The organism is Vibrio sp. 10N.247.310.24 (genome assembly GCF_041467175.1).
Taxonomy (GTDB): Bacteria; Pseudomonadota; Gammaproteobacteria; order Enterobacterales; family Vibrionaceae; genus Vibrio; species Vibrio tasmaniensis_A.
Genome location: NZ_JBFSUD010000027.1, coordinates 26,932 through 50,894, shown reverse-complemented (window position 1 = coordinate 50,894; position 23,963 = coordinate 26,932). Strand labels below are relative to the sequence as shown.

22 protein-coding genes are annotated in these 23,963 nt (G+C 45.4%); 15 read left to right on the top strand and 7 right to left on the bottom strand.

Annotation, left to right across the window (positions count from 1 at the left end; translation table 11 throughout):
- Positions 1–13: 13 nt before the first annotated feature.
- Together gorA and AB6E08_RS10760 are read right to left on the bottom strand one after the other, a co-directional pair.
- The gene (gorA, locus tag AB6E08_RS10765) at positions 14–1,372 is read right to left on the bottom strand and encodes a glutathione-disulfide reductase (protein WP_029224087.1); all 1,359 of its coding nucleotides are present in this window, start codon (positions 1,370–1,372) and stop codon (positions 14–16) included.
- Positions 1,373–1,560: 188 nt separating this feature from the next.
- Positions 1,561–2,400 carry a 23S rRNA (adenine(2030)-N(6))-methyltransferase RlmJ gene (locus tag AB6E08_RS10760; RefSeq protein WP_029224298.1) on the bottom strand — a complete coding sequence of 280 codons (840 nt, stop codon included), beginning with the start codon at positions 2,398–2,400 and terminating at the stop codon, positions 1,561–1,563.
- Positions 2,401–2,679: 279 nt separating this feature from the next.
- Here AB6E08_RS10760 and prlC point away from each other — a divergent pair, with 279 nt between their 5' ends.
- Positions 2,680–4,722, top strand: coding sequence for an oligopeptidase A (gene prlC, locus AB6E08_RS10755; protein ID WP_372064296.1), 2,043 nt, complete (start codon positions 2,680–2,682; stop codon positions 4,720–4,722).
- Positions 4,723–4,790: 68 nt separating this feature from the next.
- Here prlC and asnC read toward each other — a convergent pair whose 3' ends face one another.
- Positions 4,791–5,255: a transcriptional regulator AsnC gene (gene asnC, locus AB6E08_RS10750; RefSeq protein WP_009848066.1), complete on the bottom strand. Its 465-nt coding sequence runs from the start codon at positions 5,253–5,255 to the stop codon at positions 4,791–4,793.
- 126 nt (positions 5,256–5,381) lie between these two features.
- Between asnC and AB6E08_RS10745 the strand changes: the two genes are divergently transcribed.
- The 3 genes from AB6E08_RS10745 to AB6E08_RS10735 all read left to right on the top strand — a co-directional run bounded on the left by AB6E08_RS10745 (position 5,382) and on the right by AB6E08_RS10735 (position 10,101).
- Positions 5,382–8,489: an ABC transporter substrate binding protein gene (locus tag AB6E08_RS10745; protein WP_372064304.1), complete on the top strand. Its 3,108-nt coding sequence runs from the start codon at positions 5,382–5,384 to the stop codon at positions 8,487–8,489.
- 120 nt (positions 8,490–8,609) lie between these two features.
- Complete coding sequence (locus tag AB6E08_RS10740; protein ID WP_304566163.1) at positions 8,610–9,389, top strand: class I SAM-dependent methyltransferase; 780 nt, start codon at positions 8,610–8,612, stop codon at positions 9,387–9,389.
- Positions 9,390–9,510: 121 nt separating this feature from the next.
- Positions 9,511–10,101 carry a hypothetical protein gene (locus AB6E08_RS10735; protein ID WP_371695164.1) on the top strand — a complete coding sequence of 197 codons (591 nt, stop codon included), beginning with the start codon at positions 9,511–9,513 and terminating at the stop codon, positions 10,099–10,101.
- 150 nt (positions 10,102–10,251) lie between these two features.
- Here AB6E08_RS10735 and AB6E08_RS10730 read toward each other — a convergent pair whose 3' ends face one another.
- Positions 10,252–11,130, bottom strand: a complete 879-nt coding sequence (locus AB6E08_RS10730) for a carboxylate/amino acid/amine transporter (protein WP_086050313.1) — start codon at positions 11,128–11,130, stop codon at positions 10,252–10,254.
- A 52-nt stretch (positions 11,131–11,182) separates the two neighbouring features.
- Positions 11,183–11,617 (bottom strand): universal stress protein UspA, encoded by a 435-nt coding sequence (gene uspA / locus AB6E08_RS10725; protein ID WP_009848061.1) that lies wholly within the window; start codon positions 11,615–11,617, stop codon positions 11,183–11,185.
- Positions 11,618–11,806: 189 nt separating this feature from the next.
- Here uspA and ftnA point away from each other — a divergent pair, with 189 nt between their 5' ends.
- The 3 genes from ftnA to AB6E08_RS10710 all read left to right on the top strand — a co-directional run bounded on the left by ftnA (position 11,807) and on the right by AB6E08_RS10710 (position 14,170).
- Positions 11,807–12,334, top strand: a complete 528-nt coding sequence (gene ftnA / locus AB6E08_RS10720) for a non-heme ferritin (protein WP_004735556.1) — start codon at positions 11,807–11,809, stop codon at positions 12,332–12,334.
- A 68-nt stretch (positions 12,335–12,402) separates the two neighbouring features.
- Positions 12,403–12,726, top strand: a complete 324-nt coding sequence (gene uspB / locus AB6E08_RS10715; protein ID WP_009848060.1) for a universal stress protein UspB — start codon at positions 12,403–12,405, stop codon at positions 12,724–12,726.
- A gap of 250 nt (positions 12,727–12,976) precedes the next feature.
- Positions 12,977–14,170, top strand: a complete 1,194-nt coding sequence (locus AB6E08_RS10710) for an NAD(P)/FAD-dependent oxidoreductase (protein ID WP_372064293.1) — start codon at positions 12,977–12,979, stop codon at positions 14,168–14,170.
- A gap of 145 nt (positions 14,171–14,315) precedes the next feature.
- Here the strand turns inward: AB6E08_RS10710 and AB6E08_RS10705 are convergent, their stop codons facing one another.
- Positions 14,316–15,209 (bottom strand): DMT family transporter, encoded by an 894-nt coding sequence (locus tag AB6E08_RS10705; RefSeq protein WP_248373572.1) that lies wholly within the window; start codon positions 15,207–15,209, stop codon positions 14,316–14,318.
- Between the two features lie 138 nt (positions 15,210–15,347).
- Between AB6E08_RS10705 and rmuC the strand changes: the two genes are divergently transcribed.
- From rmuC to tatC, 7 genes are all read left to right on the top strand, one after another.
- A complete protein-coding gene (gene rmuC, locus AB6E08_RS10700; protein WP_372064290.1) occupies positions 15,348–16,880 on the top strand; it encodes a DNA recombination protein RmuC in 1,533 nt (510 codons plus the stop codon).
- Between the two features lie 65 nt (positions 16,881–16,945).
- On the top strand, positions 16,946–17,725 hold the full coding sequence (gene ubiE / locus AB6E08_RS10695; protein ID WP_029222994.1) for a bifunctional demethylmenaquinone methyltransferase/2-methoxy-6-polyprenyl-1,4-benzoquinol methylase UbiE: 780 nt from the start codon (positions 16,946–16,948) through the stop codon (positions 17,723–17,725).
- A 98-nt stretch (positions 17,726–17,823) separates the two neighbouring features.
- Positions 17,824–18,429, top strand: a complete 606-nt coding sequence (locus AB6E08_RS10690) for an SCP2 domain-containing protein (protein ID WP_017099242.1) — start codon at positions 17,824–17,826, stop codon at positions 18,427–18,429.
- Positions 18,426–20,060, top strand: coding sequence for a ubiquinone biosynthesis regulatory protein kinase UbiB (gene ubiB / locus AB6E08_RS10685; RefSeq protein ID WP_372064288.1), 1,635 nt, complete (start codon positions 18,426–18,428; stop codon positions 20,058–20,060). Before AB6E08_RS10690 ends, ubiB begins: the two co-directional genes overlap by 4 nt.
- Before the next feature lie 54 nt (positions 20,061–20,114).
- Entirely contained in the window at positions 20,115–20,369 is a 255-nt protein-coding gene (tatA, locus tag AB6E08_RS10680; protein ID WP_009848052.1) for a Sec-independent protein translocase subunit TatA, read from the top strand.
- A 3-nt stretch (positions 20,370–20,372) separates the two neighbouring features.
- A complete protein-coding gene (gene tatB / locus AB6E08_RS10675) occupies positions 20,373–20,780 on the top strand; it encodes a Sec-independent protein translocase protein TatB (protein WP_004735566.1) in 408 nt (135 codons plus the stop codon).
- A gap of 148 nt (positions 20,781–20,928) precedes the next feature.
- Complete coding sequence (gene tatC, locus AB6E08_RS10670) at positions 20,929–21,684, top strand: twin-arginine translocase subunit TatC (protein ID WP_009848051.1); 756 nt, start codon at positions 20,929–20,931, stop codon at positions 21,682–21,684.
- Between the two features lie 191 nt (positions 21,685–21,875).
- Here the strand turns inward: tatC and AB6E08_RS10665 are convergent, their stop codons facing one another.
- The gene (locus AB6E08_RS10665; protein WP_372064286.1) at positions 21,876–22,637 is read right to left on the bottom strand and encodes a TatD family hydrolase; all 762 of its coding nucleotides are present in this window, start codon (positions 22,635–22,637) and stop codon (positions 21,876–21,878) included.
- Between the two features lie 208 nt (positions 22,638–22,845).
- On the opposite strand from AB6E08_RS10665, the gene hemB reads away from it, so the two are divergent.
- Positions 22,846–23,889, top strand: a complete 1,044-nt coding sequence (gene hemB, locus AB6E08_RS10660; RefSeq protein WP_009848049.1) for a porphobilinogen synthase — start codon at positions 22,846–22,848, stop codon at positions 23,887–23,889.
- The last annotated feature ends 74 nt before the right edge of the window (positions 23,890–23,963 follow it).

The window sequence follows — 23,963 nt, the reverse complement described above, 5'->3', positions numbered from 1 at the left end:
TGCTTTTCCTACACTAACCCCTCATGGTAACGAATTCTTCGCTGCCCGTTGGGTGAATTGCCACAACAGAGTCGAAATCTGCTTTGGTTGCGCCCATTTTCATTGCAACGCCGAAGCCTTGAATCATTTCATCAACAGTAAAACCGATGCCGTGTAGGCCGACTACAGTCTCTTCTTCGCCAGCACATACTAGCTTCATCTTACAAGGTTGACGGTGCTGAGTGACTGCAGTGTACATTGCAGTAAAACCAGACGTGTATACCTTGATGTTGTCTTTGCCGTATTGCTCTTCAGCTTCTTGAGTCGTTAGACCAATAGTGCCGATAGGTGGGTGGCTGAATACAACAGTAGGAACGAGCGTGTAGTCCATCTTCGCGTTTGTTTGCCCGTTGAATAGGCGCTCAGAAAGCTGACGACCGGCTTTAACAGCAACAGGTGTTAGCTCGATGCCACCTTCCATGATGTCACCAACACAGTAGATGCCAGGAACGTTGGTTGCTTGGAACTCGTCGACTTTGATGTAGCCACGGTCGTTGGTTGCAACGCCAGTTGATGCTAGGTTGATAGCGTCAGTGGCTGGGTGGCGACCGATAGCCCAAATTAGGTGGTCAACGTTTTGAGTGTTGCCGTTCTCAAGGTGCAGAGTCAGTGTGCCATCTGCTTCTTTCACTACTTCTTTAGGAACAGAGTGCGTGTGAAGTGTTGGGCCTTCCGCTTCCATTACTTCAACCAGTGTTTCAACAATCATTGGGTCGAAGCTGCGAAGTGGTGACTCTTTACGACAGAACAAGTGTGTCTCTGTGCCAAGTGCACTTAGTACGCCTGCGATTTCTACGGCGATGTAGCCTGCGCCGATTACAGCAACACGTTTAGGTTGCTCCATCAGATCGAAGAAACCGTTTGAGTCGATACCGTGCTCTGCGCCAGGGATGTTTGGAATGGTTGGACGACCACCCACTGCGATCAGGATGTGATCCGCTGTGTAGTGTTCACCGTTAACTTCAACGGTTTTTTCATCTACAAACTTAGCAAAGCCTTTGATTACGTTTATTTTGTTATTACCAAGAACGCGATCGTAAGATTGGTGGATACGACCAATGTACGCTTGACGGTTTTCAACCAGTTTGCCCCAGTTGAAGCCTTTTACGTCAACGTCGAAGCCGTAGTCTTTTGAATATAGGTTGATTGCTTCAGCAACTTGAGCACCGTGCCACATAACCTTTTTAGGAACACAACCAACGTTTACACAAGTACCACCAAGGTCTTGAGCTTCGATAAGTGCAACTTTTGCACCGTGCATTGCTGCGCGGTTAGCTGATGCGATGCCGCCTGAACCGCCGCCGATACAGATGTAATCAAAATGAGTCGCCATTACTTTCTCCATTTATTGAAGGCTGTGGGTACAGTGAGCGCACTGAACACCTACGTCCTATAGATTCTTAAATTGTCTAATTATTATATTGAGGGCAGATCGGTTGAACTCAATCTCCCTGTTTAAAATTTATTCGTGTACGTCACAGTCTGCTGAGTATTCGTCGGAGCATGACGTTAAGTTCGAGATTACTCGGGTACGATCCACTCTACTTTGAAGTGACCGGTTGCCGGCGCAATTGCTTCCTTCAAGAATGGAAGAATTTCGTTCATTTGGCTTTCTAGCTTCCAAGGTGGGTTGATAACAATCATGCCTGATGCTGTCATGCCACGCTCGTTGGTGTCTGGTGATACGCCAAGTTCGATTTGTAGAATCTTGTTGATGCCTAAGCCTTCAAGGCCTTCGATCATATCTTCGATATCACAGCGATTTACCACTGGGTACCAAATTGCGTAGATACCAGTTGCCCAGCGCTTATGGCTTTGAGCAATCGCAGTCACAACATCACGATACTCTTTTGCCAGCTCGTAAGGTGGATCGATAAGAACCAAACCACGACGTTCTTTAGGTGGCAGACTGCCTTTTAGGCGTTGGAAGCCATCTTCTTTATAGATAGATACCTGACGATCGCGGTGGAACTCTTGCTCAAGCAGAGGGTGATCGGCTGGGTGAAGCTCAGTTAATACCATGCGGTCTTGATCACGCAGGTGTGCACGTGCAACACGTGGTGAACCTGGGTAGAAACGCAGTTTTTCGCCATTGTTGAGTGCTGAGATAGACTCAAGGTAGCTTTGAATGTCTTCAGGAAGTTCTGTTTGTGCCCAGACGCGGGCAATACCTTGTTTGTATTCGCCCGTTTTTTCAGACCATTCATGCGTTAAGTCGTAACGACCTACACCAGAGTGAGTGTCATGGTAAACAAAAGGCTTATCCTTCTGTTTCAAAGAATTAAGAATAAGGCTCTGTACGATATGCTTTACTACGTCGGCATGGTTGCCCGCGTGGAAGCTGTGGCGATAACTTAACAAATTAAACTCTCGTAACACTCTCGAATTAGAGTGTGGTTAGTGTAGGTGGGGTTAATTTGACTATTATAACCCCCAATGGACCATAAATTCTCGAACAATTCAGGAACAGCTGTTCGCAATATGCAGTTAGTTATTGGTTCTACTATTGAAATTTGCCTTCATGGGCACTATTTAATAACTATTCGCAGGTGATTTTTTAGGGCGATCCTTAGCCTGATGACTGTAAGACGACCTCATTACAAAAAAGACGAAAGTCTCTAAAGCCAAAGGAATGTTTATATGTCTAATCCGCTATTAACCTTCACGGACTTACCTCCGTTTTCACAGATCAAACCTGAGCACGTTAAGCCAGCGGTTGAGCAAGTGATTGAAGAGTGTCGCAACAAGATAGAACAAGTACTTGAAGGTAATACTTCACCAAGCTGGGACAACCTCGTTGCTCCAATTGATGAAGTGGATGATCGTTTAGGCCGCATTTGGTCACCTGTAAGCCATATGAATTCTGTGATGAACAGCGACGAACTGCGTGACGCTTATGAGAGCTGCCTGCCTGTACTTTCTGAGTACGGCACGTGGGTCGGCCAACACAAAGGTTTGTTCGAAGCGTATAAAGCGATCAAGGCGAGCGAAGCATTCTCGGCATTAAACCAAGCTCAACAAAAAACCATCACTGACGCACTGCGTGATTTTGAATTATCAGGCATTGGCTTACCAGCGGACGAACAGCATCGCTACGGTGAGATCAGTAAGCGCCAGTCTGAGCTAGGTTCTCAATTCTCAAATAACGTGCTTGATGCAACCATGGGTTGGAGCAAGCAGATCACAGACGTCGCTGAACTGGCCGGTATGCCTGAATCAGCACTGGCGGCAGCACAAGCCGCGGCAGAAGCTAAAGAGCAAGAAGGTTACCTACTGACTCTGGATATCCCATCATACCTACCGGTGATGACGTACTGTGATAACCAAGAACTGCGTAAAGAGCTTTACGAAGCTTACGTAACTCGCGCTTCAGATCGCGGTCCAAATGCAGGTAAGTGGGACAACACTGAGATCATCACAGAACAACTTAAGCTGCGTCACGAGATCGCACGTATGCTTGGCTTTAGCACTTACAGCGAAAAATCTCTGTCGACTAAGATGGCAGAAACGCCAGACCAAGTACTTGGTTTCCTTAACGACCTAGCAGTAAAAGCCAAACCACAAGGTGAGCGCGAAGTAGAAGAGCTACGTCAGTTTGCTGAGAAAGAGTTTGGTGTCTCTGAGCTAAACCTGTGGGACATCGCTTACTACAGCGAGAAACAAAAACAGAACTTGTTCGAGATCTCTGATGAAGAGCTTCGTCCATACTTCCCTGAGTCGAACGCAGTGTCTGGTTTGTTCGAAGTACTAAACCGTGTGTTTGGTATGTCTGTGACTGAGCGTGAAGGTGTGGATACATGGCATGATTCAGTGCGTTTCTTCGACATCTTCGATGCGACAGGCACATTGCGCGGTAGCTTCTACCTAGATCTATACGCACGTGAACACAAGCGTGGTGGCGCTTGGATGGATGACTGTCGCGGTCGTCGCATTACTCAATCTGGTGAACTACAGACGCCTGTTGCTTACCTAACGTGTAACTTCAACAAACCAGTCGGTGACAAACCAGCACTGTTTACTCACGATGAAGTGGTCACGTTATTCCACGAATTTGGCCACGGTATCCACCACATGTTAACGCAAGTTGAAGCGGGCGCAGTCGCGGGTATCAACGGTGTGCCTTGGGATGCCGTTGAGCTACCAAGTCAGTTCCTAGAAAACTGGTGTTGGGAAGAGGAAGCGCTGTCGTTCATTTCTGGTCACTTCGAAACAGGTGAAGCGCTACCAAAAGAGATGCTAGAGAAAATGCTAGCGGCGAAGAACTTCCAATCTGCGATGTTTATCCTGCGTCAGCTAGAGCTTGGCCTGTTCGATTTCACACTGCACACAGAGTACGATCCTGAAGTCGGTGCGCGCGTACTAGAAACGCTAGCCGACGTGAAGTCTAAGGTATCGGTATTGCCAAGCCTTGATTGGAACCGCTTCTCGCACAGCTTTGGGCATATCTTTGCTGGTGGCTACAGCGCGGGTTACTACAGCTACCTATGGGCAGAAGTATTGTCTGCAGATGCGTTCTCTGCATTTGAAGAAGAGGGTATCTTCAACACTGAAACCGGTAATCGCTTCCTGAACAACATCCTTGAAATGGGTGGTAGTGAAGAGCCAATGGAGCTGTTCAAACGCTTCCGTGGTCGTGAGCCTCAAATCGACGCGATGCTGCGTCATGCGGGTATCAGCGCTTAATATTGTGCTAGTCAGAATGTGAAAAGAGCCTCCTTGTGAGGCTCTTTTTGTATCGATTTATCAAATGACTATGGATTCACATTGCGGTTGATAGGGTTCTGCAATGAAATCAATGTCTCAGTTGATTGAACCTCGTCAATCGCCTGCAATTTATCAATCAGTACGAACTGCAACTCTTCGATCGATTTACACATCAGTTTAACGAAAATGTTGTAGGCGCCAGTGGTGTAGTAAGCCTCAACCACTTCATCTAATGCATTAAGCTTGGCAATGGCTGAGTGGTAGTCGCGAGCTGCGTTAAGGTTGATACCAATAAAACAACACACGTCGTAACCAAGCTTCTTGGTGTTTACCACAACCTCGGTTCGCTCAATAATGTCGGCCGATCTCATCTTTTCGATACGAACGTGAATCGTCGCGGGGCTGACATCGAATTTCTTTGCCATTTCAGCATAAGGCGTGCGCGCATCTTCCATTAAGGTTTTGAGAATGGCACGGTCTAGATCATCCAGACGAGCTGTAGTTGTGGACATGCATAATCCTTAGGGTGAATAAAAAACATACCGGCTTTAGTACACATCATAGCCAAGGGTGATAATATTAGCAGCAACTATAGTGTTAGGGTGAATTCAGTGCGATTTTCGTTGTTTTTGATTGTTATGTGTTGGAGTGCTTTTGTTTCAGCTCAAACAAAAGATGTGTTGGTTATTCACTCTTATCATCAGGGTTTTTTCTGGACTGATGATTTCCACAAAGGATTATCAGAAGAACTGGACCGTGATCGACTATCGTATCGAGTTGTTTATTTGGATAGTAAACGAACTCAAAACCCAGAATACTTAGAGCGCGTTTATCAGCTTTATCACACCAAGTTGATGCATGAAGAATTTGCTGCGGTTGTAGTCAGTGACAATAACGCCCTTAATTTAATGAAGCGCCTTGCGCCCGATCTCAAAGATACGCCAGTAATCTTTGGTGGCATCAACAATTTCTCCCCTGAAATGATTGAAGGTTTGAACGCGACAGGTATTACTGAAGATATTGATCTAGAAGGTAATATTGAGTTAATCCAACGCCTTCAAACAAACGTAAAGAAGATATACATTGTTACTGACCATTCAGTAACAGGTGAGGCTATCCGCTCACAAGTTGATAGTTCTATTAAAACCAACCCAAATTTTTCCGGTTTGGTGGAGCATTATGTCCCCAATTCTTACCAAGAATTAATAGCGTTTTCTCAGCGAACTGATCTCGGTCAGAGTTTATTGTTTTGGGCATACTATCGCGATGCTAAAGGCAACGTGAGTAGCGTTGAGGACTGGCGTCAATTGAACATTAAAACCCAAATGCCGCTGTATATGGTACACGATTTGGGGCTAGGTTTTGGGGCGATTGGTGGTGTCATTCAAAGTGGAAAAACTCAAGGCCGAGATACAGGGCGTGTTTTATTGAAGGTGCTTGCTAATCCAAATCAGCCATTGCCCCCTATTGCTGCTGGTTCCTCAGAGATTAAGCTCGACTATCAACAACTCTCTCGTTGGAATCTGGGAACTGAGAATGAAGCTTCAATTACTTTTCTCAATAAGCCTAAATCATTCCTGACGCGTTACCGCGATGAAATTCGAACCATAGTTTTGCTGTTTCTGGTTATGTCGAGTGTTATCGCGACCTTGATTTACTACCTCAACCGCCTTAAGAAAAGTGAGCGTGCTAGCCGACAAAGCCAGCTGTTACTGGAGTCGATATTCGATCAAAGTCTACAGTACATGGGTATTCTTGATAAAGGCGGTGTACTGCTGTCGAGCAACAGTAAGCTGCATGAGCTTCTTTATAATCAAGGTTATAAATTAGGAACACCTCTCCAAGAATATTGGGAGGATGCCGCTGGCGAAGCGCTGAAGGAGTATTTTGCTGAAAGGGATGATTATCCAACCCTACGATTTGAGGCTGAGGTATGGTGCCGTGATCGTGGTGGAATGGTGCTAGATATCTCTTTAAAGCCGATGCCGAGCAGTGAAGAGGACACCATTCAGTTCTTATTTGAAGCTCGTGATGTTACCTCACGAAAGCTTGCTGAGAACAAATTGTTCCAACGTGAAGCGAATCTCAAACTGTATTACGACAAGCAGCCGGTGATGATGATTACACTGGATGTCAATAATCGCATTCAGCAAGTGAACCAGTTTGCTGAAGAATTACTAGGTTATCCACTTGATCTGCTTTTGGGGCATCGCCCTAGAGAATTTTATGTGGATGAGAACGCGATGATTCCTCGTCATATCTTGTTGCAACCACAGCACAAAATTCGCGGCGTGTGGCGTCGTGATATCGAGTATCGTCATGCGGACGGTAGAACGATCTGGATTCGTGAAAATATTCGTCCATTGGTCGACTCGGGTCAGCTGTTGATTGTGGGAGAGGATATTACTGAAACCCGCGAACTTTCTGAAAAGTTAGAATACCAAGCGCGTTATGACCTGCTTACAGACACTTTCAACCGCAACCACTTTGAGCAAGAGCTACAAAAGGCGCTGAAAGAGGTCGAGAGTCATATGAGAACTCATGCGATGTTGTTCTTAGATTTGGACCAATTGAAAGTATTGAACGATACTGCTGGGCATGAAGCGGGTGATGCCGCGATCTTATTTAGCGCTAATCTGATAGAAGATGTGCTTCCTTACAATGCTGTGTTAGCTCGGATGGGGGGAGATGAGTTTGCGGTATTAATCAAAGACTGTACTGAGCGAGATGCTGTCAATGTCTGTCACAGTATTATATCGATGATGAGTGAGAATCCATTCTTATGGGGTGATATTCACCTCAATCTTACTTGTTCTATCGGAATTCGATTGATTGACCATACTGCCGCTTCATCACAAATGGTGCATGCACAGGCGGATGCCGCTTGCCATGCCGCTAAAGAGGAAGGGCGAAATCGTTATCACCTTTATCATCTAGATGATGAAGATCTGCGCCGTCGCCATTTAGAAATGGAATGCGTTAACTTGGTACACGAAGCCTTAGCCAATGATCGCTTGGAGTTATTTGCCCAACGTATTCTTGGTCTAGAGGAAAATAGCAACAAAATGCACTTTGAGATACTGGTGCGGATCAAGAACGTCCAAGGTGAGTACATTTCACCGGGGATCTTCATGCCAGCCTCCGAGCGCTATAACATCGCGCATTTGATTGATCGCCAAGTCGTCAGTCAGACGTTGAATTGGTTGGAGCAACGCCCACATCTCGTTGATGATTTGGGGATGTGTTCGATAAACCTTTCTGGTCACTCGATGGGTAACCGAGAGTTTGTTGAATTCTTGATTGAAAGTTTGGCGAGCTCATCAGTGCCTTGCCATAAGGTTTGTTTAGAGATCACTGAAACGGCCGCCATGAGTAATATGAAGCAGGCAATCAACTTCTTTACTCGAATTAAAGAGCTCGGCTGTTTGATTGCTCTGGATGATTTTGGTTCAGGCTTGTCGTCATTCGGATATCTGAAGGCATTACCCGTTGATATTGTGAAAATTGATGGCCTGTTTGTGCGTGATATTGATGTTAACGAGATGGACTATGTGATGGTTCGTTCGATCAATGATTTAGCGAAGCAGATGGGCAAGCACACGGTGGCTGAATTTGTTGAAAATACTCAGGTTCTCGATAAGTTGATTGAACTCGGTGTTAACTATGCCCAGGGCTATGTTATTGGTCGACCGAAGCCACTGGCTGAGCTTGTTGAAGAGTTAAGGCAAGAACGAGAGATCGAGTAATTGGTTTAGGTAAGCCGACCGAGCTGTGAATACTTTTCACCGCTAATATGTATTGTTGAGGCAATCAGGTAAACTGGTTGCCTCTTTTATTTTGAATACCACTGTCTGTTGGAGACGACCTTGCAACTACAACTGATTTGCGAAGATGCTACCCAAATCGATCATTTAAATGACTTAGCGACCCGTTGGAATTTATCTCATGATGAAAGCAGCGAGTTTGCTTTGGTACTGACTCGCGAGCGACTTGAGCTACGTAAAGTCGATGAACCTAAGCTTGGCGCTATTTTTGTTGATTTAGTCGGAGGCGCAGTCGGTCACAGACGTAAGTTTGGTGGTGGTAAAGGTCAGGCAATTGCTAAGGCGGCAGGTCTAAACAAAGGCGCAACGCCAACTATTCTTGATGGTACTGCAGGCTTAGGGCGCGACGCGTTTGTGTTGGCTTCGCTGGGCTGTAAAGTGCAGATGGTAGAGCGACATCCAGTTGTGGCTGCATTATTGGATGACGGCCTGCAGAGAGCACAACAAGACCCAGACATCGGTGGTTGGGTTAGCGAACGTATGAAGTTGATTCACGCTTCAAGTCACGATGCGCTGGATAAACTTAGCAACGACCCTAACTTCGAACAGCCTGATGTGGTGTACCTCGATCCTATGTACCCACACCCAGAGAACAAGAAGAAGTCGGCTTTGGTTAAGAAAGAGATGCGAGTATTCCAATCTTTGGTTGGCGCCGATCTGGATGCCGATGGCTTGTTTGAGCCTGCGATGAAGCTGGCAACGAAGCGCGTTGTGGTCAAAAGACCGGATTACGCAGCATGGTTAGACGAGCAAAAACCGAGCATGGCAATCGAAACTAAAAAGAACCGTTTTGATGTGTATGTGAAAGCATCAATGACTTAGAGACACACTAAGAAAGTTTCCCGTCATAAATACGATAAATTGGCATTTAACACTTGCGATAGTCGCGTTACGGATGTATATCTAACTAAGAATCATTATTATTCTTAGCTGGAGTTGTAGCATGGCTAAACGCTTTTGTAAGTTAAACCGTCGAGATATCACTGAACACCTAGGAGAGATCCACAGCTTGGTTACTGAACCTAAGTTTGTGTGTCGTTCTTGTGCGCGTTCTTCGGCGGATCAAGCAAACCTATGCAAACCAACCGCAATTCCACCTCTTGGCTGTCAAAATAAACCCGTTGAAGAAAAAGCCGCATGCGGCCTGTTAGCGGAAACATTACCTGCACCCGAGCTATCACTTGCTGAAATCAACGAGACCCTTGAACCTGTTGTTCAAATGTTCGATCCAGCCGTTGCTGATATTGCCGCTGATGTTGTAGATAAAAAAGCATCACAGAAAAAAGCCAAACTGAAAAAACGAATCGCTAATGCGAGTTGTGATGAAAAAGCCGATCTCAAGCGAGCGAAGAAAGCGGCCAAAAAACAAGAGAAGTACAACAAAAAACTCGCGAAGATGATTAAGAAGCAGCAAAAGCTGTTTAAGAAAAGTCAAAAACTGGAAAGTCACCTTGAACGTATCAACCTACAACTTGATGACGTCGCTTTCACTGAAACCAAGACTCAGGTAGTGAGCCATAGTCACATTCACTGAAACTGGTACGGATAACTTATTGCTACAACGATGATTTAAAAAGAGCGACCTAAGGTCGCTCTTTTGCTTTTTGGGGTTATCCGAGCCAATTCATTTAGCTCTGTTCATTTAGCTTAGTTTAGTTTAGTTAACTAAGCTCAGTGAAAGCGGTTAGGCGTTGCTTGTGGATCTCGCAACACGCTTTTTCACCCATGTCTCGTTGACGAACAGAGAGAACAAGATAACCGCGCCGCCAATGGCCAATCGAACCAAGTCGACGTCTCTGTTCCAAATCAGGATGTTCACTACAAGGCCAGCTGGAACTAAGGCGTTGTTCATTACAGCCAGTGCACCAGCATTCACCATGCATGCACCTTTATTCCACATAAAGTAACCTAACCCCGAAGCAATCAAGCCAAGGTAAATCAGGATGCCCCATTGAAGCGTGGTTGTTGGCAGCTTCTCAGGGTTACCTAAGAGTATGAAAGCAACCGAAGCGACGCATAACGCACCCAAATAGAAGTAACCAAATACTGTGCGCTGAGGTAACTCTGTCGATTCCTTCTCCATCACTACTTTGTAAGCAACTTGGCCGATAGCAAAGCACAGGTTTGCACCTTGGACTACGAGGAAACCGACTAAAAAGTTTTCGTTGATGCCCGCGAATTTAATGAATACAGCGCCCAATACAGCAATCGCCGCTGTCACTAAATACCACGGAGAGAATTGTCCTTTGAGGAAGTCATAAATAAGCGTGACGTAAATTGGGGTAAAAACGGTAAACAGAAGGACTTCAGGAACGGATAGCAGCAAGAAAGACTGGTAATAGAAGCAGTACATCAGCCCAAGCTGGATGCCACCAATAGCCATCAACTTAGCGATCAGCTTACGCGAGATACCTCGAAACTTCAGGAAAGGAAGAAATACAATGCCAGCAAGGGCAACACGCATTAATACAGAGAACCAAGAATCAACCTGACCAGCAAGGTAAACGCCGATCAGACTAAAAGAGAAGGCCCATAAGAGGGTAACACTAGCTAAATAGCTCATATAAAAACTTCGTTAATAAGATATGAGCTGTATGTTACCTAACCTTAATTCATTAGTCTTCTGAATCTCTTAGAGGCACGACCAGCATATCAACCGGCGAGGCATTGATCAGTTGTCGTGTTGAAGAGAGCAGTTTGCTCCAGAAGTCTTGATGGTGCCCACAAACCACTAAATCAACATTGAATTCATTGATGGTGTCACACAGTTCATGACTCAGGTCGCCGCTGCCCACTAAGGTGTGGGTGATAGGGTATTGAGCGTGTTCTGCAAAATTTTGTAGCTGAACTCGAGATGCTTCCATCGCGTTGTGTTGGGTTTCTGCCATGTTGATATCAATAAGGCCGGTATAGAGCTCTGCATAATTAATATCGATATGGATAAAAGAGACTTTGGCTTCCAATGGCTTAGCCAATGCTACCGCTTTATCCACAAGTAATTTGCTGTCATCTGATAAATCGACTGCGACCAAAATATGTTTGTAACTCATATCGCTACCTCTTCTATTCATTGCCTAACTAAAGACTAGCACTATGCAATGCCTTTTTTTGCTGAAGTGATCTCATATCCACTGTCTTGCGTAATGTTTGCTCGAAATATTGGTTAACTAATGGCCTGCGAGATATTCATAAAATAGTGATATAGTAGAGAAAACTGAAGATGTAATTAGGAGTCTTAAATGCTATCAAAAACTATGGTAGAGCAACTGAACGATCAAATTAATCTAGAATTTTTCTCATCCAACCTATACTTACAAATGAGTGCTTGGTGTGAAGACAAAGGATTTGAAGGTGCAGCAGAGTTTCTGCGTGTTCATGCAGTCGAAGAAATGGAACACATGCAGCGTCTTTTTACTTACGTAAGTGAGACAGGTGCAATGCCAATTTTAGGTGCGATTGAAGCGCCAAAACATGAATTTGATAGCCTTGGGGCTGTGTTCCGTGAAACTTACGAACATGAGCAAATGATTACTCAAAAGATCAACAAACTGGCTCACGTTGCTTTCAGCACACAAGATTACTCAACCTTTAACTTCCTGCAATGGTACGTTGCAGAGCAACACGAAGAAGAGAAGTTGTTTAAAGGTGTATTGGATAAGCTAGAGCTTGTTGGTGAAGACGGTAAAGCACTGTTCTTTATTGATAAAGACCTAGCGCAATTGGCAAAAGATGGTTCATCTTCAATTATGGAAGCTCCTGCCGTTTAGGTAGTACGAGAAAGACACTGATTATCTTTTTCTTTTGAGTTTTCTTATGAAGATGTAAGGAGGAAAGGATGATCAGCGGCGACACTATTCTATTTGCACTAATGGTTGTGACTTGTGTGAACTGGGCGCGTTACTTTACTGCGCTAAGAACACTCATTTATATTATGCGAGAAGCACACCCTCTACTATATCAACAAGTAGATGGAGGCGGTTTTTTCACAACCCATGGCAATATGACCAAACAGGTTCGCCTGTTTAGTTACATCAAAAGCAAAGAGTATCACCACCATCACGACGAAGTTTTTACGTCGAAGTGCGATCGTGTAAGGCAGTTATTCATACTCTCTTCTGCTCTGTTAGGTGTAACCTTGCTGTCTTCTTTCATCGTCTAAGTCATTTAGTACGATTGAAGTAGAGCTTAGATTTTTGGTGTAAAGCTTCGGTTGTTGGTTCGCCAAGCCAAACAGTGGCTTGCTGCTGTCTGCAAATTGTACAATTGAACATCAATTGCAAAGTTTAAAATTGCCGCTAAAATAGCGATCAATTAGTAAGGATGTGCTGTTTATGCACATCCTTTTTTATTGATGGCATTTCGAGAACAGGGCGTACTCGGGCTGCACAAGTGAAGAAAAGCAGAACCACATGAGTGAAAAATTTGATGTAATCGTAATTGGTGCGGGTGCCGCGGGCTTAATGTGTGCTGCGGAAGCGGGCAAACGCGGCCGACGAGTGCTGGTGGTTGATCATGCAAAGAAACCAGGCAGAAAAATTTTAATCTCAGGTGGCGGTCGTTGTAACTTTACTAACTATGATGTTTCAGCCAACAATTTCCTGTGTAACAACCCTCACTTCGTGAAGTCAGCTTTATCTCAATACACCAACTGGGATTTTATCTCGATGGTGAGCAAGTACGGCATTGAGTTCGAAGAGCGCGATCACGGTCAGTTGTTCTGTGTGAATGACCACACAGCAAAAGACATCGTGAGCATGCTGCTTGACGAGTGTAAGCAAGCGAAAGTCGAACAACGCTACCGTTGTGATGTTCATTCCATCGAAAAAACAGACGCTGGCTTCAAGATGCACCTCAATACCGACGAAGTTGAGTGTGACTCACTCGTAGTAGCGACAGGCGGTTTGTCTATGCCTAAGCTAGGCGCAACGCCATTTGGCTATAAGATTGCAGAGCAGTTTGGTTTGTCTGTAATGCCGACTACAGCGGGGCTAGTACCATTCACGCTGCATAAAGAAGACAAAGAAGCTTTCGCTGAGCTTTCTGGTATCGCAATTCCTGCCGAGATCACCGCGCAAGACGGAACCTTGTTCAAAGAAGCATTGTTGTTTACTCACCGCGGCCTATCGGGTCCTTCAGTACTGCAAATTTCTTCGTTCTGGAAAGCGGGTCAGTCGGTTTCGATTAATCTAGTACCTGAAGTCGATGTAGCTGAACTGCTGGCTAACTCTCGCGAGAAGCACCCAAATCAGAGCTTGAAGAACACCTTAGCAAAAGCACTACCAAAGCGTTTCGTGGAAGTGTTGATTGACCGCAAAGAGCTGGAAGACAAGCCGCTCAAGCAGTTCAATGAAAAACAGCTGAACGAGATCGTAGATCACCTAGAAAATTGGAAAATCGCGCCAAACGGCACCGAAGGTTACCGAACGGCCGAAGTAACTCTAGGCGGTGTGGACACCAATCACCTATCTTCAAAAACCATGGAATGTAAGAGCGTTTCTGGCCTCTATTTCATTGGTGAAGTAATGGACGTAACAGGTTGGCTTGGTGGTTATAACTTCCAATGGTGTTGGAGTTCTGGCTTTGCAGCGGGTCAGTGGGTTTAAGCTTTTAGCTTACTCACTAGATTTTAAATTACATAAAAATGGCGAGTCATACGACTCGCCATTTTTGTATCTAACATTGTGTTCTAGCTCTAGATTCGGCTTTATAGATAGCTTTTCGTTCTCAATCGAATCTTTTAGCGTTTATTTACGCAGCTTTGTTTTTTGAAAACTTGATCTGTTGAATCACCAAACCAGCAATAATCAGCATCAAACCAAATAGTGTCGCGGGGTGAATCTCTTCGCCAATAATGGTTGAAAGTAGCATCAACGAGATAAACGGTGAGGCGAAAATTAGGTTGCTGATACGTGCCGTATTGTTGGTTAGCTTGAGTGCTGATAGCCACAAGACAAAGGTAATGCCCATCTCGAATAGGCCAACGTAAGTCACGGCCATCCAACCTTTCGCTGTGATTTGGCTAAAGCTCTCGCCTTCATAAAGGGTTAAACCAATTGCGAATGGCAATGCCACTAAGAACCCAAGTAATACACCCACCACAGGGTCAGCTTTATTTTTGGTATTGAGAATCCAGTACCCTGCCCACAGCAGTGTTGAAAGCAGAGCAAGTGCCACACCGAGTGGGCTATCGAATTGCATGCCTAGCACATCGCCTTTGGTAGCAATCACTACCACACCCGCATAGCTGAAGGTACACGCCACCCAATCTTGTTTACGAATCTTTTGCCCTAGAAAAACCGCTGCCATTAGAGTCAGTGTGATCGCCCAACTGTAGTTGATGGCTTGCGCTTGAGAAGCTGGCAGTAGGTCGTAGGCTTTGAATAGAATCAGGTAATAGGCTAGAGGATTGACCAAACCGAGCAGCAAGTAATACCAAGGGTTTGAAAGAAACGTGGTACTCAGTTGAGAAAGCTTACCTTGAAACGCGCAAACCGCGATCAGCGCAATCGACGACACAATACTGGCGATGGTCAGCATTTGAATCGGTGAAAACTCAGCAAGGGTCAGCTTAAAAGCAGTAGCGACTGTTGACCACAGCAATACCGCAGCAAGGCCAAAGCCCAAGGCACGACGTTCGTTCATAGCAACTCATTCTAATTTGATGGGACAGAATACGGATCGCTTAGTCTATCTGTCGAATTTTAATACGGCAAACTGGACATTTATCCAGTATCAAAATACCATTTAATGAGTTATTTCCAATTAGGCTAAATCATTATCATGCAATGGATTATCGAACATCAGGCAACGCTTATTGCTGCTATTTCCGGCGCGCTCGTCAGCGGCGGTGTGGTGGGCTGGTGGATCAAACTGAAGTTCTCTTTTCAGCAGCGACTTCTTGAACAGCAACTAGAGTCCGATCGTTTGCTGCATGAGTCTCAACAATCTCAGCTTAAATCCTCGCTCGCAGAGGCGCAACAAGAGCTTGATGAGTTAGATGATGACCGAGACAAAGCGGCATTTGAACTTAAGCAGGCCCATGGCAAGGTGATGGCTGCGATGGAGAAGCTGCGCTATTTTGAAGCAGTGAAGCAAGAGCGCCAGCAGTATGCCGACGATATTAATGTTCTTAAGGAGCATAAGTCTGAGTTGGAGGCTGAGCTTCGCGAACAAGAAGCTAGGCACGACCAAGAAAACCTCGCCAACAGTGAAAAACTGCAATTGTTAGAGCAGGCAGAGTCCCGATTGAAACAGCAGTTCGAACTGTTAGCGAATCAACTGTTTGAGAGCAAAACCGCCAAGGTCGATCAACAAAACAAGCAAAGCTTAGAGGGTTTGTTATCACCGCTGAGAGAGCAGTTAGAGGGCTTTAAGAAGCAGGTTAATGATAGCTTCAGTCAAGAAGCCAAAGAACGTCACACCTTGGTACACGAACTGAAGAACCTACAACGTCTCAATGAGAGCATGACGCGTGAAGCGGTTAACCTGACTCAAGCGCTAAAGGGTGATAATAAACAACAAGGTAACTGGGGCGAGGTGGTACTGGCTCGCGTGTTGGCGGATTCTGGCTTACGAGAAGGCCATGAATATCAAACTCAGGTGAACCTACAAAACGATGCCGGCAAGCGTTATCAACCCGATGTAATTGTCCATCTGCCACAAGATAAGCAAGTGGTGGTCGATTCGAAAATGGCTTTGGTGGCATTTGAGCGCTACTTCAACGCTGAGACCGATCAACAACGTGATGCAGCACTGCGTGATCACTTGGCTTCATTGCGCGCGCACATTAAAGGCTTGAGTCAGAAGGATTATCATCAGCTCAAAGGTATACAGAGCCTTGATTATGTATTGATGTTTATTCCGGTAGAACCCGCGTTTCAAGTCGCGATTCAAGCTGACCCTAGCTTGGTCAAAGACGCGATGGAACAAAACATTATCTTGGTCAGCCCTACGACCTTGCTGGTGGCACTGCGTACCATTGATAACTTGTGGCGCAACGAAAGACAGAACCAGAATGCACAAATCATTGCGGAGCGGGCGAGCAAACTTTACGACAAGCTGCGCTTGTTTGTTGATGATATGGAAGGTCTTGGTAGCTCATTAGACAGAGCTAATCAAAGCTACCAAGGTGCCATGAATAAGCTGGTGACTGGTCGTGGTAACGTGATTCGTCAGGCCGAAAGCTTTAAGCAATTGGGTGTTGAGGTGAAGAAACCTATCTCGGTTGGCTTGGCGGAAATCGCTCAAAATGAGGCTTTTTCAGAAAATGCCTCCTTAGTAGAAAGACAACCCGCTGAGGATAAAGTAAACTAATCGGCCGCAGCGCCTCTAAAGAGAGAGTGTACTGTCGATGAGAACTTACCATGGTAGATAACAGCATTATGGACACAAGCGTGCAGACAAATTCAGCAGTAGAGTCAGAAACCACACACTTTGGTTTCGAAACAGTCGCGAAAGACCAAAAAGTCGCGAAAGTAGCAGAGGTATTTCACTCTGTAGCCGCTAAATACGACATCATGAATGACTTAATGTCGGGTGGTGTTCACCGCTTGTGGAAGCGATTCACGATTGATTGCAGTGGCGTTCGCCCGGGTCAACGTATCCTCGATCTTGGTGGTGGTACTGGTGACCTTACTGCGAAATTCTCGCGCATTGTTGGTGAAAAAGGCCACGTGGTTCTTGCTGATATCAACAACTCAATGCTGAATGTTGGCCGCGATAAACTGCGTGATAGCGGTATTGTCGGCAATGTACATTACGTTCAAGCTAATGCTGAAGAGCTGCCATTCCCAGACAACTACTTCGATTGCATTACCATCAGCTTCTGTCTGCGTAACGTAACCGATAAAGACCAAGCGCTGCGTTCAATGTACCGCGTACTTAAGCCGGGTGGTCGTCTGTTGGTTCTTGAGTTTTCTAAGCCAGTGCTTGAGCCACTATCAAAGGTTTACGACGCATACTCTTTCCACCTATTGCCAAAAATGGGTGAGCTGATTGCTAACGATGCAGACAGCTACCGTTACCTTGCAGAATCTATCCGCATGCACCCTAACCAAGAGACTTTGGAAGGCATGATGCAGGAAGCGGGTTTCGAGAATACTAAATATTTCAACCTAACGGGCGGCATTGTTGCGCTGCACCGTGGTTACAAGTTCTAGTCGAACTTGGTAGCAGGCTCGTTGAGTGTGCTAAAAAATAAGAATAAAGATACAACGGATAGGTTAACGCTTATCCGTTTTCAAAGGTAAGGACAGTCATGCCATTTGATCCATTGGTCACCGCGGTTATTGAAACCTCTTTAAATACTTTCGTGAACGATGATCCAGCTTTGGTTCGTCGTTTGTCTCGTTTAAAGGGGCAGATCATTCAAGTTAATTTGAAAGAGCTGAACAAAACTCTCACTTTCGTTTTTAGCCAACAAATCGATGTGTTGTCTGACTACGAAGGACAACCTGATTGCTACCTATCTTTGAACCTCTCGGTACTGCCAGAACTGCGTGAGCAATCGAACATCACCAAACTGATCAAGCAAGATAAGCTGATCTTAGAGGGTGATATTCAACTGGCTCAGAAATTTGCTCAGCTAATGACAGACTGCAAGCCTGACTTGGAAGAGTGGCTATCGCGCGTGACGGGAGATGTGGTTGCCCATACCTTGGTACAAGGCGTTAAGAATGTTGGTGGCCTTGTGGCTAAGCAAGCGACTAAGCATCAAAACCATCTCGCTCAGGTATTAACTGAAGAGTGGAAGATTGCACCAGCGCCATTAGAAGTGGCACATTTTTGCGATCAGGTTGACGACGTGAAAAGCTCAGCTGCACGTCTTGAAGCTAAACTGAACGCTCTGTTGGAGAAAGCATGACCCCAACAGAACTGAAACGTCTTTATCATATTATCAAGGTACAGTTGGAATACGGCCTTGATGAGTTGATGCCTGAGCACCAGTTGACCAAGGCTCTTTTGCTGGCGAGAAAGTCACTGTTTTGGCTCAAGAACAAACATCAAGATAAAGAATTGGGTCATCGCTTGCGTTTAGCGTTGCAAGAATTAGGGCCTGTTTGGATTAAGTTTGGTCAGATGATGTCAACGCGTCGCGACCTATTTCCTCCTCATATCGCTGACCAATTGGCTTTATTACAAGACCAAGTGGCGCCATTTGATGGTCAATTGGCTAAGCGAGACATGGAAAAAGCGCTCGGTGGTAGCCTAGATAACTGGTTTACCGACTTTGATATCGAGCCATTGGCTTCTGCTTCTATCGCTCAGGTGCATACCGCGAAGCTCAAGGAGAGTGGTCGCGAGATTGTTCTGAAGGTTATTCGCCCTGATATTCGCCCGGTGATTGACGCAGATCTAAAACTGATGCACCGAATGGCGCGTATAGTCGCTAAGTCGCTTCCTGAAGCACGTCGTTTGAAACCGGTTGAAGTCGTTCACGAGTACGAAAAAACGTTACTTGATGAACTAGACCTGCGCCGAGAGGCGGCCAATGCGATTCAACTACGACGTAATTTTGAAGGCAGTGAAGAGCTGTATGTTCCAGAGGTTATCCCTGATCTAAGCAGCGAAACCCTGATGGTGTCAGAGCGTATCTACGGTATTCAAGTATCCGATATTGAAACGCTAGAAGCCAACGGCACCAACATGAAATTGCTCGCGGAACGTGGCGTGACGGTATTCTTCACCCAAGTATTCCGAGACAGCTTTTTCCATGCAGACATGCACCCGGGCAACGTATTCGTTAACCCAGAGAATCCAGATAACCCTCAGTGGATTGGTTTGGATTGTGGCATTGTCGGCACGCTCAACAGTGAAGATAAGCGCTATTTAGCAGAGAACCTGTTGGCTTTCTTTAATCGAGATTATCGTAAAGTCGCCGAGCTGCACGTTGATTCGGGTTGGGTGCCACACGACACCAACGTCAATGATTTTGAGTTCGCGATCCGTATGGTGTGTGAGCCAATTTTTGCAAAACCACTTGGTGAGATCTCATTTGGCCATGTGTTGCTAAACTTATTTAATACAGCAAGACGTTTCAACATGGAGGTTCAGCCTCAGTTGGTACTTCTACAGAAGACCTTGTTGTATGTGGAAGGGCTAGGTCGTCAGTTGTATCCGCAACTTGATTTGTGGGCAACCGCCAAGCCTTTCCTTGAAACCTGGATGATGAATCAGGTGGGGCCGCAAGCTGTGATCAATGCAGTAAAAGAGCGCGCGCCATTCTGGGCAGAAAAACTGCCAGAGCTGCCAGAGCTGCTTTATGACAGCTTGCGCCAAGGTAAAGCGATGAACCACAGAATGGATCAGCTTTATCAAGGTTACCGAGATAGTAAGCGTCAGCAAGCAACTGGAAAGTTTTTGTTTGGCGTTGGAGCCACTTTAGTCGTATGCTCCGCAATATTAGTTTCAAGCCCTTATGAGCAGCTATCTATGGGCTGTGGCATCGCAGGTGTCACATTTTGGTTGCTTAGTTGGCGAGCTTACCGTCGTTAGACAGTAGACTCTCTTAATATTTTTTATGTGTAGACAGACCCGAGGACAATGACAATGGGTGGTATCAGTATTTGGCAACTTCTAATCATTGCTGTAATTGTAATTTTACTTTTCGGAACAAAGAAACTGCGCGGTATGGGTGGTGACTTAGGTTCAGCGGTGAAAGGCTTCAAAAAAGCGATGAGCGATGAAGACAAGCCTGCAGATAAGAAAGATGCAGACTTTGAACCAAAGAATATTGAACAGCAGAAGACAGAAGCTAGCGCTGAAACAACTGCTGAAACAAAGAAAGACAAAGAGCAGGCGTAAATCGTGTTTGATATCGGTTTTTGGGAACTGGTATTAATATCTGTCGTTGGGTTAGTGGTTTTAGGACCTGAGCGTTTGCCCGTGGCGATTCGTAGTATTTCCAAGTTTGTTGGACAAGCGAAAAGCATGGCAAACAGTGTGAAAGATGAACTTTCTCACGAGCTTAAGGTGCAAGAGCTGCAAGAAAACCTACGCAAGGCGGAAAAAATGGGTATGGAAGATTTATCTCCAGACCTAAAAGCGTCAGTCGATGAACTCAAGCAGGCCGCTGCTCAAGTTCAACGTCCGTACGCTAAGCCTGAGTCTGATAAGCCAAGTGAGACTGAACCTAGTGTCACGGAAACTGTGGAATCTGAAACCATTCAGGTCAACAGCGAAGCTTCAGCACCGTCAGATAAGAAAGCCGAATAGTCTCGCAAGGAGGAGTCGCCAGATGCTTGAGTTGCTAGATGTTTAAATCGATAGCTATTCAAGTAGATAACTATTCAAGTGGATACCAATTCAACTGGATAGATAGGTGCGCGGCCCCTTTTCGATCTTCCTGTTTAAGAGGTTTGACATGTCTTCGACTGAGCAGACACAGCCTTTAATTAGCCATCTTCTAGAATTACGTAATCGCTTACTACGCGCGATTGTCGCTGTTCTAGTGATATTTGTCGGGCTAATTTATTTTGCTAATGATATTTATGAATTCGTATCAGCACCTTTGGTAGATCGCTTACCTGAAGGGGCGACGATGATCGCAACGGATGTTGCATCGCCATTTTTTACACCACTAAAATTAACCTTAATCGCGTCTATTTTTGTCGCGGTGCCGTTTATTTTGTATCAGGTGTGGGCCTTTGTTGCTCCGGGTTTGTACAAGCATGAAAAACGCTTGATCATGCCGCTATTGGCTTCAAGTTCTTTGCTGTTTTACTGTGGTGTGGCGTTTGCTTACTTCGTAGTATTCCCATTGGTATTTAGTTTCTTCACGGCTATTTCCTTAGGGCAGGTAGAGTTCGCGACAGACATATCAAGTTATCTCGATTTTGTACTCGCGCTGTTCTTTGCTTTTGGTATTGCCTTTGAAGTACCAGTAGCGATTATCTTGTTATGTTGGACGGGGGCGACAACGCCTAAGGCTCTGTCTGAAAAGCGTCCGTACATTGTTGTCGGTGCTTTTATCGTCGGTATGATGCTGACACCTCCCGATATGATCTCGCAGACACTTTTGGCGATTCCAATGTGTATTCTGTTTGAGATCGGTCTGTTCTTCGCACGTTTCTATGTGCGTAAGCCAGATGCGGATGAAGAGGAAGAAGCTGAATCTTGATTCTGCTGTAAGAGTATAATTGCTAGAGTCCTTCAGCAAACATGACACAATAAAAAAGCGGCCTCGGGCCGCTTTTTTATTGTGTCTGTTTATCGAATGTCGATTATACCTTCGTCATAAATAACGGGTTACGCTCACTTGTTTTAAAGCTCGATCACTGCGTTATTTCTGATGATTTACTGCGATTGATATTATAAACCAAACAGTAATTTAGCGTTGCTGGTCGTTATACTGTCGACTTCTTCAAGGGTAATTCCACGCAATTCAGCGATGCGTTTTGCTACCAACTCCGTGTAGGCTGGCTCATTACGTTTACCGCGATTCGGTGTTGGTGCCAAGTATGGGCAATCTGTCTCTAGAATGACGTAATTCATATCAAGATGTGGAATCACCTTGTCCATTCCTGAGTTCTTAAAGGTCGATACACCGCCTAAACCTAAGTGAAAGCCTAGCTCGTTGATTGCCTGGGCCTCCTCTAAGCTGCTGCCAAAGCAGTGGAATACGCCACGTAAGCTGCCGTCTTGTTCTTTACGCAGTAAGGCAAGTGTCTCTTCAATAGAATCACGCGTGTGGATTACCACTGGAAGATCGAGCTCTTTTGCCCACTGCAGTTGAGTCACGAAGGCCATCTCTTGTTCGGCTTTAAAGGTTTTATCCCAGTACAAGTCGATACCAATCTCACCCACCGCGATAAAGTCATGTTTATCAAACCAAGCTCGAATGGTTTTGAGGGTTTGCTCGATATTCGCATCTACATAACAAGGGTGTAAGCCCATCATTGAACGACACACCTCAGGAAACTGAGCTTCCGTCGCGAGCATTGGCTCGATAGATTCTAAATCGATGTTCGGCAGCAGAATGGTATAAATACCTTGAGCAAGCGCGCGTTGCACGACTTGTTCGCGGTCTTCATCGAATTCGCTCGCGTAAATATGGGCATGGGTGTCGATCATTGTTGTGTCCTGAAAGCGGTCTTTTCTGAGTTGTCATGAGTATACGGCAGTGTGAGGAGAAGGTCATTTTTTGCCATTTATCCCTGTTTTTGAGTGGGTTTTATATTTTACTGCTAGCGTCCTGAGCCATCAGTGATATGCTTTTGCCTGTATTTAGCACTTTTCATATCTAAGCATTTCGGTGCTTAGACTAGGCAAGGAGAATCTAGTGTCTGTTTCAATTCAAGGTCAATTCCCAGGTCGCCGTATGCGCCGTATGCGTAAGCACGACTTTAGCCGTCGCCTAATGGCAGAAAATCAATTGTCTGTGGATGACCTCATCTACCCAATGTTTATCCTGATGGGTAAAGACCGCCGCGAGCCTGTCGAGTCAATGCCGGGTGTTGAACGCTTGTCGATCGATCTGATGCTTGAAGAAGCGGATTACCTGTCAAAATTGGGTGTTCCTGCGATTGCTCTGTTTCCGGTCGTGAACCAAGATGCTAAAAGCTTATGCGCGGCTGAAGCTCATAATTCAGAAGGTTTAGTGCAGCGTGCGGTACGTTCATTAAAAGAGCACGTGCCAAATATGGGTGTGATTACTGATGTTGCACTGGACCCATTTACTACTCACGGCCAGGACGGCATCATCGATGAAGATGGTTACGTGATGAATGATGAAACGACTGAAGTGTTGATTCAGCAGGCGTTATCGCATGCTGAAGCCGGTGCAGATGTGGTTGCTCCGTCGGATATGATGGATGGTCGTATTGGTAAGATCCGTGAAGCGTTAGAGGAAGCGGGTTATATTCATACTCAGATTATGGCGTATTCTGCGAAATACGCATCGTGTTATTACGGCCCATTCCGTGATGCAGTCGGCAGTGCTTCGAACCTGAAAGGTGGTAATAAGAAGAACTACCAGATGGATCCTGCCAACAGCGATGAAGCGATTCACGAAGTGGCAATGGATCTTAATGAAGGTGCGGATATGGTGATGGTTAAGCCTGGTATGCCTTATTTAGACATCGTGCGTCGTGTGAAACATGAACTTCAAGCACCAACGTATGCTTATCAAGTGTCTGGTGAGTATGCGATGCACAAAGCAGCAATTCAAAACGGTTGGCTAAAAGAACGCGACACCGTTATGGAATCACTGCTGTGCTTTAAGCGTGCTGGTGCTGATGGCATCCTGACGTACTTCGCTAAAGATGTTGCAGAGTGGCTTGCTGAAGACAATGCACAAGCAGCCAAGCACTTAAAAGAAAAGTAACAACTTAACGTTAACTTAAGTGGTATTCAGTAAAAGGGTTGGCCATTGTGTCAGCCCTTTCGCTTATGAGGATG

What these genes read in the sequence shown, in the direction of transcription:
- gorA (WP_029224087.1), bottom strand. Translation starts at nt 1,372, where the DNA reads ATGGCGACTCATTTTGATTACATCTGTATCGGCGGCGGTTCAGGCGGC.
- prlC (WP_372064296.1), top strand. Translation starts at nt 2,680, where the DNA reads ATGTCTAATCCGCTATTAACCTTCACGGACTTACCTCCGTTTTCACAG.
- asnC (WP_009848066.1), bottom strand. Translation starts at nt 5,255, where the DNA reads ATGTCCACAACTACAGCTCGTCTGGATGATCTAGACCGTGCCATTCTC.
- AB6E08_RS10745 (WP_372064304.1), top strand. Translation starts at nt 5,382, where the DNA reads ATGTGTTGGAGTGCTTTTGTTTCAGCTCAAACAAAAGATGTGTTGGTT.
- AB6E08_RS10735 (WP_371695164.1), top strand. Translation starts at nt 9,511, where the DNA reads ATGGCTAAACGCTTTTGTAAGTTAAACCGTCGAGATATCACTGAACAC.
- AB6E08_RS10730 (WP_086050313.1), bottom strand. Translation starts at nt 11,130, where the DNA reads ATGAGCTATTTAGCTAGTGTTACCCTCTTATGGGCCTTCTCTTTTAGT.
- uspA (WP_009848061.1), bottom strand. Translation starts at nt 11,617, where the DNA reads ATGAGTTACAAACATATTTTGGTCGCAGTCGATTTATCAGATGACAGC.
- ftnA (WP_004735556.1), top strand. Translation starts at nt 11,807, where the DNA reads ATGCTATCAAAAACTATGGTAGAGCAACTGAACGATCAAATTAATCTA.
- uspB (WP_009848060.1), top strand. Translation starts at nt 12,403, where the DNA reads ATGATCAGCGGCGACACTATTCTATTTGCACTAATGGTTGTGACTTGT.
- AB6E08_RS10710 (WP_372064293.1), top strand. Translation starts at nt 12,977, where the DNA reads ATGAGTGAAAAATTTGATGTAATCGTAATTGGTGCGGGTGCCGCGGGC.
- AB6E08_RS10705 (WP_248373572.1), bottom strand. Translation starts at nt 15,209, where the DNA reads ATGAACGAACGTCGTGCCTTGGGCTTTGGCCTTGCTGCGGTATTGCTG.
- rmuC (WP_372064290.1), top strand. Translation starts at nt 15,348, where the DNA reads ATGCAATGGATTATCGAACATCAGGCAACGCTTATTGCTGCTATTTCC.
- AB6E08_RS10690 (WP_017099242.1), top strand. Translation starts at nt 17,824, where the DNA reads ATGCCATTTGATCCATTGGTCACCGCGGTTATTGAAACCTCTTTAAAT.
- ubiB (WP_372064288.1), top strand. Translation starts at nt 18,426, where the DNA reads ATGACCCCAACAGAACTGAAACGTCTTTATCATATTATCAAGGTACAG.
- tatA (WP_009848052.1), top strand. Translation starts at nt 20,115, where the DNA reads ATGGGTGGTATCAGTATTTGGCAACTTCTAATCATTGCTGTAATTGTA.
- tatC (WP_009848051.1), top strand. Translation starts at nt 20,929, where the DNA reads ATGTCTTCGACTGAGCAGACACAGCCTTTAATTAGCCATCTTCTAGAA.
- AB6E08_RS10665 (WP_372064286.1), bottom strand. Translation starts at nt 22,637, where the DNA reads ATGATCGACACCCATGCCCATATTTACGCGAGCGAATTCGATGAAGAC.